Below are 14594 nucleotides of genomic sequence, written 5' to 3' on the forward strand. Positions count from 1 at the left end.
GGCCGCGGTTAGCTGCCGAGTCATCCCTTTGGTTCTTGAGCAAACATTCCGGCAAAACCAGCTGCGTTTAGAACTTAAAGCGAAAAAAACTTCAACGGCAGCCAATAAACGGGTGGATTCTACTGTATCCAGCCCTGCTATTCCAAGAGTTGGAGTCACCTTAACTGTTACCGGCTCCACAGCAACCGGCCCAGCCAGTTCTTCCGGCTTGGAAGAACTCCACCTTTCCGCCATTCTCCGTGCCCAAACAACAGCACTTCTACCGTTGTTTCGCCCACTTCCCGCCGGCTAACAGCGACGCCCAGCGGACTGATCCCCTAACGCCTCCCACTCAGCCCGCAGCCTCGTCATACAAAGACTGCATCTCCACGCAGGCCATGACTAATGCGCCAACGCCGTGCAGGTCGTTGCTGACCTTCGGGCGGGTGACGTAGTTCTCATAGTCGCCTGCCGAGGTGCCGATGCAGATGTCAGGCAGAATCAGCCTGCCCTGTTCATCCTGCTGCAGCACCCGGATCAAGCCTTCATATCCCTTGCGGGCGGCAGCCAGTGCTCCCGGTGGGGCGATGCCATGCTTCACAGCCTTGGCAATCGTATAGACGAACAGGCAAGAGCCTGAAGTCTCCAGCCAGTTATCCGGCTGGTCGCCTTTGTCGACCACCTGGTACCACAGCCCGCTCTCCCTGTCCTGATACCGGATCAGCGCTTCAACGAAGCCGCTCAGCTCGGCGGCAAGCTCTGCCCTGCCCGGGTCCCCGGCCGGGAGCAGGTCGAGAAACTGCGAGACGGCCAGCCCGTACCAGCCCAGCGACCGGCTCCAGAACTCCGGCGAGCAGCCGGTCCGGGGATTGGCCCAGGGCATCCGCTTGCTCTCATCCCAAGCGTGGTACAGGAGACCGGTAGCCTCATCCTTCATATGCCTCCGCATCAGCCGCTCCTGATGCAGCACCGTTTCACGCAGGCTGGTTTCACCGTAGGTATTGGCATATTTTAAGGAGAACACCCCGGCCATATAGAGCCCATCCAGCCACATTTGGTTCGGGTATTTATCCTTGTGCCAGTATCCGCCTTCCGAAGTCCGGTTCAGCGTTAGCAGTAGACTGCGCAGCTTATCGGCAGCAATCCGGTACTTCTCCTTACCCGTCCGCTTATGCAGCGTGAACAGCAGCAGTCCGGCCTGAATCGCATCCAGCTCGTCGCGGGCAAAATATAAATTGCCGTTCTCATCCACCAGATCATCGACATACTGCTGAATATATTCGATATAACGTTCCTCCCGGACGGCTTCCCATAATATTTCCATACCGCACAAAAACACACCCTGATGATAATGCCAGCGGTGGGCTGGAGGCAGCTCTCCCGCTGTGTAAGTATCCATTAAAGAATCACAGGCCTGTTTCGCCCATTCTATCGGTGTAGCCGGCAGACTGCCTATCATCTCCATACCCCTCCTACTGTATAAGTAACGTTCCTGCAGTCCCAAACCTCCCCTCTGCACTTCTGCTTTTTTATTCTCCAACTCACTCTTACCCCTTCATCGATCCCAGCATGGCCCCCTTGGCAAAATGCTTCTGCAGGAACGGATAGATCATCAGAATCGGCAGCGTCGCTACCACGATAACGGCCATCTTGATCGTCTGATCCGGCGGCGGATTGGTCGCATCCAGTGAGGCGCTGTAATCCATGCCGCTCGCGAGCACGACAATTTGTCTCAGCAGAACTTGAATCGGCCATTTCGCGCTGTCATCCAGATACAGAATCGCACTCATGTAAGTGTTCCAGTAAGTCACCGCATAGAACAGGGAAATGGTCGCAATCGCCGGCAAAGAGAGCGGCAGCACAATCCGGAACAGGATGCCGAAGTCGTTGCAGCCGTCGATTTTGGCCGATTCTTCGAGTCCTTCAGGGATATTCTGAAAAAAGTTCTTCAGGATAATCATGTTGAACGCGCTGATGGCCGACGGCAGAATGAGAGCTGCATACGAGTCGATCAGGCCCAGCTCCTTCACCACCAGGAAGGTGGGAATCATCCCGCCATGGAACAGCATGGTGAATACTACGAGAAAATTGAACACATTGCGGCCGTCCAGATCCCTTCTGGACAGACCATATGCCATCAGGGCAGTAATTAACATACTGAACAGCGTGCCGACGAGCGTCACTCCAATAGAGACACCCATGGATTTGATGATCGTATTGGTCGAGAAAATAAAGGTGTAGGCCTCAAAGCTCCACACCTTTGGGAACAGCACAAATTTGTTGGCCGCAAGCTCCGCACTGGTCGTGAATGAGCCGGCTACCACATGGATAAACGGCAGCACGGTAATGAGTGTAATAATGGCAAGCAGGGTAAAGTTTACAGCAGCAAAAAGTCTGCCGCCGATCGTACGATCTTCTACCATTTCAAATTCCTCCCGCTGGTTCTCAATAAACGCCTTCTTCGCCCATTTTCTTGGACAATTTGTTAACCGACATGACCATAACGAGCCCAATGATCGACTTGAAGAATCCAATAGCTGTACTGTAGCTGAAGTGGCCTTGTCTAAGCCCTGCCGTGTATACATACGTATCAATAATTTCCGCGACCTCGCGATTCATGGAGTTAAGCAGCAGATACACATGTTCAAATCCAAGATCGAGCACGGAACCGATTTTCAGAATAAGCAGGGTAACAATGACGCCACGGATCGCCGGAAGGGTAATATGCCAGATTTGTCTCAGCCGCCCGGCACCGTCCATGCGTGCAGCTTCATAGAGTCCGGGGTCGATGGCCGCAATTGAAGCCAGATAAATAATCGTTCCCCAGCCCGCCTCGCGCCAGATGATCTGAATAATGTACATCGGCCTGAACCAGCCGGGACTCAGCAGAAAATTAATCTTTTCGAACCCGAAATAGGACAGCAGCTCGTTGATAATCCCGCCGTCCATCGTCGTCATCACAAAAGAAATCGAAACGACGATCACCCAGGACATGAAATGGGGCAGATAGATAAGCGTCTGAAAGGTTCTTTTGAAAAAGGTGCCTCTCAGCTCATTCAGCATCAAAGCCAGAATAATCGGAATCGGAAAGTAAAATAAAATGTTCATGCCGAACAATATCAAGGTGTTCCCCAAGATATTCAGGAAATCCGGCTCTGTGAACAGCCGCTGGAAATGCTCCATCCCCACCCATTCACTTCCTGTTATCCCCTGGTAAGGCTTGTAATCCTGAAACGAAATAATCAATCCATACATAGGCAAATATTTAAAAATCACAAAATACAGCACACCCGGCAGCAGCATGACGTAGAGCAATTTGTTTCTCCACAGACGTTTCTTAAGCTCGCTGCTGCTCTTGTAGCTCTTGGGCTTCAGCTCGGGAACCACACCAGGCTGAGCGGAGACTTCCTGCATAATACTCTTCCTTTCTGCTTCTTAATGGCTACCTGACTGCCGGCGCGCCCCCAACAGTAGTATGTTATAATCTGAAAAGGCCGCTTTATATCCGTTGTTAGCAGCCTTTTCAGCTTCAATGGCATCAGTCACTCACAAGGGTGCTGCCTATTTCTTGTACACGGCATTGTATTCTTCAATAATTTTCTGGCCGCCGCGCTCCTTCCAGGCCTGCACTTCTTTTTCGAATCCGGCCTTGTCAATTTGCCCATAGATATATTTATAGGTGGCATCCGAAATGATCTGCTGCAGCTCTACGCCTTTGGAAGTATAGGTGGCCGAATCCAGCGCAGCCGTGGGATCAGCTACACCCACCTTGACATTCTCCAGCAGCAATTCCTCCGCATGGATTCTGCCCGGCAGCACGTTCAGGCTTTGGTACATGCCATTAGTCTCCGCTTCACCGATCACACTGTCCTTGAAGCCTTTGACTTCGCGTTCGATCAGCTCTTTGTCATCCGCAGGTTTGGCTTTGCCGTCTACCACCGTATAGTGGGTGCCTTCGATCCCCCAGTACATCAGATTAGCCACCTCCGGAGTCATCATTTTGTCAAAAAATGCAAGGATTTTCTTCAGCTCAGCCTCGTCCTTAACCGCAGATTTCGGGAACAGCACCACATTGTTGTAGCCCGGAATCATCCATTGCGCAAATTTGCCGTCCGGACCGGCAACCATACTGTGCGTATCGAGCACGGCATTCGGGTAGTTTTTGACCAGATCCTTGTTGAGGGTATCGATATCCTGCATGGAGCCGCCAATGTACATTCCGGCCTTGCCGCTGACGAACATGTTAACGGCATCCGTTTTACTGGTAGCTGCGAAGTCCTGGTTCATGTAACCGGCATCGCGGGCTTTTTTGAAGAAATCCATAGTATCGTAGTATTGCGGGAATTCAAATTCAGGCGCCAATTGGCCATCCTTCTCTCCCCAGCTGTTCGGAGTGCCGAACCAGGAGGATACGGTTTTGAATGCGCCGTACACCAGCTCGTTGCGGTCTACAATACCTGTCGTGTCTTTTTTGCCGTTGCCGTCCGGGTCCTGCTCCGTGAACGCTTTGGCCATAGCGAACAGCTCATCCACATTCGCAGGCGGCTGCAGCCCCAGCTTGTCGGCCCAGTCCTTGCGGTAAATGATGCCCTGGCGCGCCAGCGGCCGTCCAATGTACAAGGTATACAGCTTGCCGTCCACCTTGGTATTATTCAGGATTTCCGGCTTCAGCTTATTGAGATTGGGGAATTCGCTTAACAGCGGCCCGATCTCCCAGAACTGCCCGTCCTTCATCGATTCCTTCATTTGAATAAAAGTCGTCTGATTTTTCAGGTAAGTGACCTGCGGCAGGGAGCCGGTGGCGAACGAAGAGTTCAGCTTCTCTTCATACGTATCTGCCGGGTAAAACTGATAGGTCAGCTTCGTGTTGGTCAGCTTCTCCACTTCGGTTTTGATCGTATCCGGTGGAGTCTCTGTCGTATTCAGCGGCAGCATAATCTTGATCTCTGTCGGTTTCTCCGGCTCCGGTGCCGCTGTTGCGGCGTCCGTTCCGCCGCTCGTTCCCGCATTGCTTGGGGCAGCTTCGTTGTTCTTGTTGTTGTTGTTGCCTGAACACGCTGTCAACATGCTGAATGTGAGCAGCGCAGACAGGAGCAGGGTGAAGGATTTTTTGTTCATGCCGATTTGACCTCCGTTTAACTTGTAATTGGTTACAAGCCCTACATTACAGCGTCCGGGGGGGTTACGAATACAATCATTTACTCACAAAAGGCCTGGCTGCGGGCGTTCTGGGGAAATGATTATCGTGATAACGGGGCATTGGAACAGAACAAGTGTCTCGGGAGGTGGCTTGGGCGTGACTGCGGGGAATGTTTGGACTTCCAGCCGCTGTTGTCGTAAGAAATTCTTGATTTGAACCGCCTTCTGCGGTTGAAATCCGGTGACAAAGGCGGACGCTACCGCTCTTCCAGTTCCAAACTTCCCCTCCGTCACTCCCACCTCCCTTGGGTGTAGTTCAGCTCAATGCAGGGAGGGAGAGCAGAAAAACCCCACCGCATGAATGTGCGGTGGGGTTAAGGGCAAGCTTATGCGTAGCCGATCAGAACTGAAAAACGATTGAACGTTGAAGATTGCAAGTTGTGCAGCAAGTCGTGCAAAGCAAATTGTGCAGCAAGTCCGTAATGCTATACGGACACATGAGGCGCTATTTTGCCAAAAAGGCAGCTTTTCACGTCCATCCGGACTCAGAAGCCCTTATTTCATTCTTTTTAACTCAAAATGACGGTCAAAGGAGCTATTAACGGCTTCTCTGTCCGTTTGGCTTCAAAGATTAGCTTTTTGGATCAAATAACGCTTCTCCTGTCCGTATTCATCGCATCAGCCATCTCCGTGTGTGTATAGTGTAATAACGGGGGGATTTGGTATTCCGGGTACTAAAATAATAGGTCCTAAAAGAACACTAATAACAGTTAGAAATATGACTGCTTTTTTCTTCATAAGATCCGCCTCCTATATAAACTGAACTTGTGATTTTTCTATTTTGGGATGGGTCGTGACTCCAGAGAATGTTTGGACTTCCGGCCGCTGTTGTCTACAGATTTCTTGATTGTATACCGTTATTAACGGTTGAAATCCGCAGACAAAGGCGGACGCTACCGCTCCTCCAGTTCCAAACTTCTCCTCCGCCACTTCTCCCTTATTTGTAATATTTTCAAGTTCAATTTATATAGAAGTAATGTTTGTTGGAATTGGATTTGGATTTCCTGATCTGCATTTTCCAAATAATATTAAATCATAGAGGAACTCTTAGAAAAAATATCACCCTTCACCATGATTAAATGGCGTTACCACAAAATAATCTGATGTATTCGTGACTAAGCCTATGAGTCCAACAAGTAAGCTAATGAGGGTTAAGAGTACAAGAATCTTTTTCTTCATAAGAAGAGCCTCCCAAAAGTAATAATTGATATCGGTCTTTTATTTCCTGAGTGGCAGCCTTTCTAAATCGCTCGAACAGGGTCACACATTCCAGTGTATACTTTTCATTATTGATTTGCTTGAAATTCTTTAAAGCATCTAATAGAAATCTGAATCCATTAGAATAATTCTTTTTATACAAGAAATAATGAGCTAATTCAAACGTTAGATTTGCCTGGCGATCCAAAGCCAGCTTTCGAGAATATCTTCCCTGGGTTAGCTCATTAAAATTAGTTTCTATATCCTGTCTAAACCGATACAAGATGTCGTCTACATTGAATTGATATTTATTAGCGGCTTTCAATATGTATAAAAGTCCAATCGTTAGCTCACCTTTTTTGATATCGATATAGTTTGCGTAAGGTTCAATCACTGTTGAATCACCACTCAAAAGTCTTGTGATATACACGTTGGCCTCTGACCACTCCATAAAAAGAGCTTTCCAGTAATCGACCGCTTCCCCTTGCTCTTTCACCCAGCCTAAATCAGCATAAGCATATTTATGAGCCAGGGCCTGCCCGTAATCACCAAGCTCATCACATACATTACCACGCAGCAAGTCGCTGTAGGCGATATAGAAAAACAAGGGTCTGCCGGGAGCCTTGTGCGGTTCATTAGATTTTCGATGAGGCCCATACTGCAGATCATATTGAATTCTGGCTTTATGGCCCATTTTGGTTGCCAACTCATCCACTTTGTCCCAACGTTGCAAAGAACGGTATGTATTCGCGAGCTCTTTGAGCGCGTCCAGTTGATCCACTTCATCCAGACGCTCTACAAAAGGCTCAAACCGATCAGCAGCCCTAAGATTTTCACTCTGGTTATCACCAAGAGCAATAGTAAACAAACGGTACTGGCAAAACGCCAGACGTTCCGAATGCTGCGACCGTTCACTCTCCGCCACACATTCGTATAATAGCGCCGCTGCGGCCAACCGGTCTTTTGCAAATAATGCCTCGGCCGTGTCAAAAAGCATGGGTGAATACATCAGATTGTCCATTACATGTTGAACAATTCGCTGAATACAATCCAGCTTATTTAAGTCAGCACAACGTTGCAGCAATGGGCCAATCCTGCGCCAGTCCCGGGAACTATCGATGATGTAATTGTCTATGTATAAGTTATAAAAAAATCCCTCGTCCTGCCCCATCGCTTGGGTAATCCGGTCCAGCTGCTGTATCGCGATGGGACGGCGTCCACGAATCATATTGCTGAGCGTACCTGAATGAATGCCTGAACGTTCTGCAAACTGTGTTTTCGTAATGGCTTCTCGCTTCAAATAATTTTCGAGCTCTGCCAATATCGCAGGTATAGGTTCCAAGTCGTAACCACCTTTCACACTTAAAACCAATAATTTGAATATATTCCCTTTCATCACTACATAAAATATAACAGCGGTCAATAACGCATACAAGCCATAAATATGAATATTTTTCTATATTTAGGGCAGGTGCAGAGAGAAAAGCAGAAAAAAACCACCGCATGAAAATGTGGTGGGTTTAGGGAAATTCGTTTAGGAATGAATTGTCTTAACTGGGGCTTCAACTTTTTCGTTCGTACTTGCTACTTCCAGAAAAGCATCAAGTTGTTTGTAGTCAGATTTAATCGTTTCAGTTGTAATGGAACTTTCACCAGCAACCCAATTTGGATTACGGCGTCTTCTCCTCTGGATTACTGCAATAGCTTTTAACGAATCATAATCTGAAGAAGAGGCTGGCCGATGCCTAGTATCAGATATTTGATCATCCAGCATACGTTTCATAATCTCCACTCCTTCATTCAAGCAGTTCTACTAAAAGTTTGGCCAAAATCACAAGTCATCCTATCCCCCCGCCCTCGCCCGCGCCGCCTCCCCATATTCCTGAATAATCAGATTGCCGCCGCTGCTTCTCCACTTCTTCACCTCTTGGCGGAAGCCTTCGGCCGTAATATTGCCCAGGATATAATTGTAGGTCGCATCGACGATGATGGTGGACAGCTCGGTGTTTTTCTCGTCAAAAGTGGGCGAGCTGAGGCTGACGGTCGGGTCATTGACCAGAAACTGCTCGTTGTCTTCGCTGAGCTGGTCGGCGAGGGCGGTCAGCTGCTCTTTTTGCGCGATTTCCATAATGTTCCGGTTGCCGATATCGGCGATCATCAGGGAGTAGAGCGGACTCACCTCATTCACACGCAGCTGCGAGGTTTCCTCAGGAAGAATGACTTTGCCGTCCTCCAGCTTGTAGTGCCGTCCTTCGAACCCGTATTTCATCAGGTTGGCGACATCCTTATCCATCGTCCGGTCAAAAAAACCCAGCACCTGCTTCAGCTCCGCTTCCGTGGCGATCGCTTTTTTGGAGAAGAGGTACAACCCGTTATAGTTGGGTATGGACCACACCTTATAGCCCTCCGGCCCTTTGATCCGGTTAATCAAGGTCAGCTCGGCTGCGGGATTGATCGCCTGGGCCTCAATGGAGAGCCGCTGCACATCGGTCATGCTGCCAATGAATACCCCGGCGCTGCCCCGGATGAACTTATCCCGCTGCACCTCCTTGCTGGTCAAGGCGAAATCCTGGTTGATGATCTTTTCATGATATAACCGCTTCATAAAGTTCATCGTATCCATATATTCAGGCGTCTCAAATTCAGGAATGAATTGGCCCTTCACCCGCTTCCAGTTATTCGGCGTGCCGAAATAGGAGCTGAGTGTCTTAAACACCCCATAGACGAGATCATTGCGGTCAACAAGTCCTAGTGTATCGGCTTTGCCGTTGCCGTCCGGATCATTGTAGGTGAACTGCCGTAAAACGTGATACAGCTCCTCCAGCGTCTGCGGTTTGTTCAAATGGAGACGGTCCAGCCAATCCTTGCGGATGATAATTCCTTGTCTGGAGGAGGGGCGCTCCGTATACAGGCCATAGAACTTCCCGTCCACGGCAGTCTGGTCCAGAATCGCAGGGTCCAGCTGCTTCAGATTCGGAAAATCCTTAAGATAGGGGCCAATCTCCCAAAAAGCACCCGAGCGGATCGCGTTCTTGACCAGATTATAATCCGTGACCTTAACAAAAGTGACCTTGCCCAGGGAACCGGTTGCCATTGCCGTGTTCATTTTGTCGGTGTAGACCCCTTCGGGAACCCAGGTGATCTCCAGCCGGACACCGGTCAGCTTGTCGATCTCCGTGACAATATCCCTGGCAGGAGTCTGCGGAAAATGCAGCGGAGCCAGTATGGATATCGACGGAGCCTCACCAGCGGGGCTGCTGTGTCCAGCATCCTCACTACTGCAAGCGCTTAACATAATAACTGCAAACAGAACAAGCACACCGTTATACCGGGCAGCCCTGCGGCCCCATCCTTGTCTGAACATCCATGTATCCCCCTGGCCTATAAATTATACATTTTGCTCCTAATAGATGTACAAATTGCAATTCATAGTGATAACTAGAGAAAATGATTATTGCGGCACCAGATGATTATTGTTATTATCCATCGTGATGCATACACTTAAGACAGGCGATTGCTTCTACCTAATGTAAAGGTGCTGAATCTATTGAAACATTTAAGCTTCCTGAGCAAATTAACGATGTTCGCCTTTGTCCTCAGCACATTGCCTGTGCTGTTCATTGGTTCGTTCTCTTATTTCACTTCCTCCAGAGAGATTCAAAAAAATGTTAACCGTAGCAAAATGGAGCTTATTTTACAAATCACATCAAATGTAGAGCATAAGCTGGCTACTGTCAATCAAACCTTGAACCAGGTCGTAAACTCCTCTGTACTCAAAAAAGCACTGAACAATCCGTTAAATGTAACCGATTTCATTTTATATAATGACATCCGTACGGAAATCCGCAATATGCAGTCTTTTGATACGAAGCTGGAGGATGTGATCCTGCTGAACCAGCGGCAGAACTGGATGATCAAAAATTCCGGTCTCTACCGCCTGAATGAATATAAGAATTACGAGCAGCTGACGAACCTGATTAATCTGCCTGATGAGAGCTCATGGGTGTTGAACCCCTCTTCCCTGTTCTACAGCGAGGAGAGCATTAATGTTACGGGGTGTGCATACAGCATCAGCCTCATTAAGAAGCTGCCGACCACCAAGCTGCAAAAATACGGGCTGGCGATGGCCAACATTCCCGCCTGCAGTCTGCAGGATTTCATCAATTCCGATGTGCAGCCGCTGGACAGCATTATCGTCCTGGACAGCTCCGGCCGGATTTTGCTGCACCCGGACCGTACCCTGATCGGCCAGCCCGTTGCCGCCAGCGGATTCACGGAGTTTGCGCAGCTTACCGCTGCCGCCACCCCATCGGGGCAATTCAAGACCGTGATGGACAACAAGGATTATTCCATCACCTATATGCGTTCCCAGCAGAGCGGCTGGATCTATCTCTCCGTGACCTCGATTGCGAGCCTGACCAAGGAATCTGACAAAATCGGGACCTATACCCTCTATGTAAGCACCCTGATGCTGCTGCTGTCGGTACTGCTGGCCTGGCTTGGCTCCCGCAAAATGTACACGCCCATTGAACGGCTGCTCAACCAGATAGGCCAGCGCAGGCCGGATATCCGCAAAAAGCATACCAACGAGTTTCAGGTCATCGGCGAGCAGGTGCATCATCTGTTCCAGTCCAAATCCCGGCTGGAAAAGGAGGTCGCCCAGCATCTCCAGCAGGTGCGGACCTTCGGCCTGATCAAAGCCTTCCAGGGCCATATCAAGAAGCGCGAGCTGCTTGAAGAGCTGGAACAATTCGGCTATCACACCCAGCTCGAAGAATGGCAAACCATGGCCGTTATTACAATCAGCCTCGACTTCTCCGAGGAGAACAGCTACCTGAAAAAAGACCTCAGCCTGCTGCTGTTCGCCGTGCATAATATGATAGAAGAGCTGGTTCCTTCCAGCAGCCGGCTGACACCGGTCATCATGGACCATGCTGTCGTTACACTGATTGGAAGCGCCGACGGCCATGCAGAGTCTTTTCACAAAATGCTCTATTCGCTCACCGAATCGCTGCAGCAGACTATCAACAGCTACCTGAAGCTGGAAGCCAGCATCGGACTGAGCCTGCCCTTCCATGCCTTTGATAAAATGTCGATTGCCTACAGGGAAGGCCTCGAAGCCCTGAAACACCGGATAACGCTGGGCAAAGGCATTATCATCCAATACGAAAATATCAACTCCGGAAACCATTATCTCAACCTGAGCTATCCTGTACATAAAGAAAATGATCTGATGGATGCCATTAAGCTGGCGGATGCCGGGAAGGCGAAAGAGGTGCTGCATAAGGTGTTCAGCTGCATTTTTGCGCCGGGGCTGTCGCCGCAGGAATATCAGATTCCGCTGACCCGCCTGCTGAACAATCTCCTGATTATGATGCAGGAATCGGGGATCAGCCTGAACCAGATCCATCCGGGGAACGGCTCTTTATTTGAGGAGCTGACGGATATCCACATCGTGGCCGAGATAGAGGACTGGTTCTGGACGGTGGTCATCCAGCCGATGATCCGCATTTTTGGCAGCAGGCAAAATGCCCAGTACCACAATATATCGGAAAAGCTGATCGATATCGTTCAGCATGATTACGACAAAGACCTGACGCTGGAGGAGTGCGCCTCGCGGCTGCACTATAATGCCAACTATATCAGCAGCGTGTTCCGCAAGGAGACCCAATATTACTTCAGCGAATATCTCGCGATGTACCGGTTCAAAATGGCCAAGAAATGGCTGAAGGAAACGGACATGCCGATCAAGGATATCGCCGCCCGTCTCCGTTACAACAATTCGCAGAATTTCATCCGCTCGTTCCGCAAGCAGGAAGGGATGACCCCCGGCCAGTACCGCGAAAATGCAGGCGCAAGGCAGCGGGCCGTGCCGGATGATTATTGATGGCGGCTGCGGGATTTTCTTTTTCTGATGAACAAGGTGACCGCAACAGCCAGAAGCAGAATAACAGTGCCGCCGGCAATGGCAATATTCCTGATATTGGGCACATTCACAACAAGGCGCAGCGGTTCGGAATCAGCCATCGTAATATGCCAGGTCAGCGTATTCCCGTCCTGTTCAGAAGCGTTGTTGGGTCCGTACAGATCATAAGGCAGCGTTAAATTGAAATCCAGCGCCAGATTCTGCATCAGCATCCGGACCAGCGACTTCGGCACACTCAGCGTCCCAAGACCGTCTATAATCTCTTCCGAATAGGCATTCAGCTTGGGCTGAACCACTGCGTCATACCGGGTATACAGCCACTTGTCTTCTGTTGTGACTTCAGTGTCGGCGAGCTCCAGGCTTGCTGCATTCTGCAAATCCTGTATGGAGTCATAGGATTTAAGGAATTGGTATTCCGTTGATTTACCGTTTTTCGTTTTGTGCAGTTCGATTCCGGCGGCCTGCAGCCTGCTGGTGAGCAGCTCCTCTATTTTGCCGCCAACCAGCGATTCGACGCGCGAATTCAGCTGGAGACTGAAGGCGATATCTATGCCTCCGTCCTTCTTAACCGTGACATATGCTGCTCCATTAGCGCGTTGAGGCTGTAAGACGACCAGACAAACAAGTAAATATATAAAACACAGCTTTGTAAAACTCAAAGAATGATCAGTTAATTTCCCCATTGTACACCTCGCTTTTTATATGTATTTACGTTATCTCATTCAGACTCATATGTAAATTCCCCTTCAATACTTGAGGCTTAGCCCCGTCAGGAATATTCTGCATATTATCCGGGAACGTTAACAGCAAATCTAACCGAAAGTCGAGCGCCTTATCATGACTAACCCAACGCAGACCTCTTTCCCTTCTCTGGATCAAAATTCCGATTATATCGAAGCGGCAATGTTTCATACCAATGACCTCAAAAAAAGAAGCATTTCCTTTCAGGGAAGGAAAGGGATGGTTTTTTACCTGGAGTCCATCACTGACACAGAATTGATTGAACGAAACGTGATTGTTCCTTTTAGCCGTAATCCGGACAAAGACCTTACTGAGCTGTTCACAACCCTCAGTTTCAGTATGGAAACCGAACTAAACCAAGGCATTCAGGGACTTCTTGAAGGAAGCTGTCTTTATTTTTCAGAAGGAATATCTGAATTTTATGTCCTGTTCACTCCTGCCAAGTACGAACGAAGCATTAGCGAACCTGAGAATGAAGGGGTAATCCGGGGACCTCATAACGGTTTTATTGAACAGATGAAGGTGAACTTATACCTGATCCGGAAACAAATAGCATCCCCAAACCTTAAGGTCCGCTACTTTACACTTGGAAAAACTGTCCCCAAACAGGTTAGCTTAGTATATATGGAGAATACCGCCAGCCCTGAACTGGTGAATATTGTAGAAACAAGAATACAGAAGATCTCCCTTGATTGGGTACTCTCCACTGGTTTTATTCAGGAATTAACGGAGGATAGTCCATTCTCCATATTTCCACAACTAATCAATACGGAGCGTCCGGACCATACTGCAACCTATCTGCTGGACGGATATGTCGCCATACTGCTGGATGGGGACCCCACAGCTCTGATTGTGCCGGCGAGCTTCTTCAGCTTTTATCAGACACCGGACGACTATAACAATCGATGGTTTATCGCTTCTTTTGTCCGGTTTATCCGTCTGATCGGCTTTGTAACAGCATTTCAGCTGCCGGCGCTCTATATTGCCACCGTTTCTTTTCACTCCAATGTCCTTCCCTTGCAATTGTTCTATACGATTCAAGGTTCATTGACCCGGGTCCCTTTTCCTCCGCTGATTGAAGCGATGCTGCTTGAACTTATTTTCGAGCTGCTGCGGGAAGCAGGACTTCGTCTGCCCAGCCGTGTAGGTCAAACTATCGGAATTGTCGGGGGTTTGGTCATCGGGGATGCAATTGTTAAGGCAGGACTGGTTTCTTATACGATGATCATTGTTGTAGCGTTAACGGCCATTTCATCTTTTCTGATCCCATCTAACGAAATGAGCTCTGCTATCCGGTTTATGCGGTTTCCCCTGATGATTGCTGCCTCATTATTCGGCTATATCGGGATATCCTTTGGGTTAACACTTATTTTTATACATTTGTGTAAGCTAGAATCTTTTGGACAACCCTATCTTAGACCATTAAGTCCGCTAAAATTTCAAGGCTTGAAGGATACATTCGTACGCTTTCCAATTTGGTCCCTCCGGAAGAGTACAAGCAACCCAAAAACGGATAGATGACCATTAATCTATACTGTACTGACAGGAGTTG

At 48.9% G+C, this 14594-nt stretch carries 10 protein-coding genes; 2 read left to right on the top strand and 8 right to left on the bottom strand.

Annotated features, from left to right (window positions below):
• Positions 1 to 331 precede the first annotated feature (331 nt).
• The 7 genes from PRIO_RS28185 to PRIO_RS28220 form a co-directional block, all read right to left on the bottom strand.
• A complete protein-coding gene (locus PRIO_RS28185) occupies positions 332 to 1438 on the bottom strand; it encodes a glycoside hydrolase family 88/105 protein (RefSeq protein WP_082118148.1) in 1107 nt (368 codons plus the stop codon).
• A gap of 88 nt (positions 1439 to 1526) precedes the next feature.
• Positions 1527 to 2402, bottom strand: coding sequence for a carbohydrate ABC transporter permease (locus tag PRIO_RS28190; RefSeq protein WP_020425769.1), 876 nt, complete (start codon positions 2400 to 2402; stop codon positions 1527 to 1529).
• A 22-nt stretch (positions 2403 to 2424) separates the two neighbouring features.
• On the bottom strand, positions 2425 to 3393 hold the full coding sequence (locus tag PRIO_RS28195; RefSeq protein WP_020425768.1) for an ABC transporter permease: 969 nt from the start codon (positions 3391 to 3393) through the stop codon (positions 2425 to 2427).
• A 147-nt stretch (positions 3394 to 3540) separates the two neighbouring features.
• Positions 3541 to 5097, bottom strand: coding sequence for an extracellular solute-binding protein (locus PRIO_RS28200; protein ID WP_020425767.1), 1557 nt, complete (start codon positions 5095 to 5097; stop codon positions 3541 to 3543).
• A 1222-nt stretch (positions 5098 to 6319) separates the two neighbouring features.
• Positions 6320 to 7717 carry a helix-turn-helix transcriptional regulator gene (locus PRIO_RS28210; protein WP_046505688.1) on the bottom strand — a complete coding sequence of 466 codons (1398 nt, stop codon included), beginning with the start codon at positions 7715 to 7717 and terminating at the stop codon, positions 6320 to 6322.
• A 192-nt stretch (positions 7718 to 7909) separates the two neighbouring features.
• Entirely contained in the window at positions 7910 to 8158 is a 249-nt protein-coding gene (locus tag PRIO_RS28215) for a hypothetical protein (RefSeq protein WP_046505691.1), read from the bottom strand.
• Positions 8159 to 8218: 60 nt separating this feature from the next.
• Positions 8219 to 9739: an extracellular solute-binding protein gene (locus tag PRIO_RS28220; protein ID WP_020433427.1), complete on the bottom strand. Its 1521-nt coding sequence runs from the start codon at positions 9737 to 9739 to the stop codon at positions 8219 to 8221.
• 183 nt (positions 9740 to 9922) lie between these two features.
• Between PRIO_RS28220 and PRIO_RS28225 the strand changes: the two genes are divergently transcribed.
• Positions 9923 to 12262, top strand: a complete 2340-nt coding sequence (locus PRIO_RS28225; protein ID WP_020433425.1) for an AraC family transcriptional regulator — start codon at positions 9923 to 9925, stop codon at positions 12260 to 12262.
• Here the strand turns inward: PRIO_RS28225 and PRIO_RS28230 are convergent.
• Positions 12256 to 12960: a hypothetical protein gene (locus tag PRIO_RS28230; protein ID WP_231869768.1), complete on the bottom strand. Its 705-nt coding sequence runs from the start codon at positions 12958 to 12960 to the stop codon at positions 12256 to 12258. The genes PRIO_RS28225 and PRIO_RS28230 overlap by 7 nt on opposite strands.
• Positions 12961 to 13138: 178 nt before the next feature.
• Here PRIO_RS28230 and PRIO_RS28235 point away from each other — a divergent pair, with 178 nt between their 5' ends.
• Positions 13139 to 14563 (top strand): spore germination protein, encoded by a 1425-nt coding sequence (locus tag PRIO_RS28235; RefSeq protein WP_046505694.1) that lies wholly within the window; start codon positions 13139 to 13141, stop codon positions 14561 to 14563.
• Positions 14564 to 14594 lie beyond the last annotated feature (31 nt).

The organism is Paenibacillus riograndensis SBR5, from assembly GCF_000981585.1.
Taxonomy (GTDB): domain Bacteria; phylum Bacillota; class Bacilli; order Paenibacillales; family Paenibacillaceae; genus Paenibacillus_AQ; species Paenibacillus_AQ riograndensis.

Bases quoted from the DNA above. Each gene is read 5' to 3' on its own strand.
- PRIO_RS28185 (WP_082118148.1), bottom strand. From the start codon at position 1,438: ATGATAGGCAGTCTGCCGGCTACACCGATAGAATGGGCGAAACAGGCC.
- PRIO_RS28190 (WP_020425769.1), bottom strand. From the start codon at position 2,402: ATGGTAGAAGATCGTACGATCGGCGGCAGACTTTTTGCTGCTGTAAAC.
- PRIO_RS28195 (WP_020425768.1), bottom strand. From the start codon at position 3,393: ATGCAGGAAGTCTCCGCTCAGCCTGGTGTGGTTCCCGAGCTGAAGCCC.
- PRIO_RS28200 (WP_020425767.1), bottom strand. From the start codon at position 5,097: ATGAACAAAAAATCCTTCACCCTGCTCCTGTCTGCGCTGCTCACATTC.
- PRIO_RS28215 (WP_046505691.1), bottom strand. From the start codon at position 8,158: ATGAAACGTATGCTGGATGATCAAATATCTGATACTAGGCATCGGCCA.
- PRIO_RS28220 (WP_020433427.1), bottom strand. From the start codon at position 9,739: ATGTTCAGACAAGGATGGGGCCGCAGGGCTGCCCGGTATAACGGTGTG.
- PRIO_RS28235 (WP_046505694.1), top strand. From the start codon at position 13,139: ATGACTAACCCAACGCAGACCTCTTTCCCTTCTCTGGATCAAAATTCC.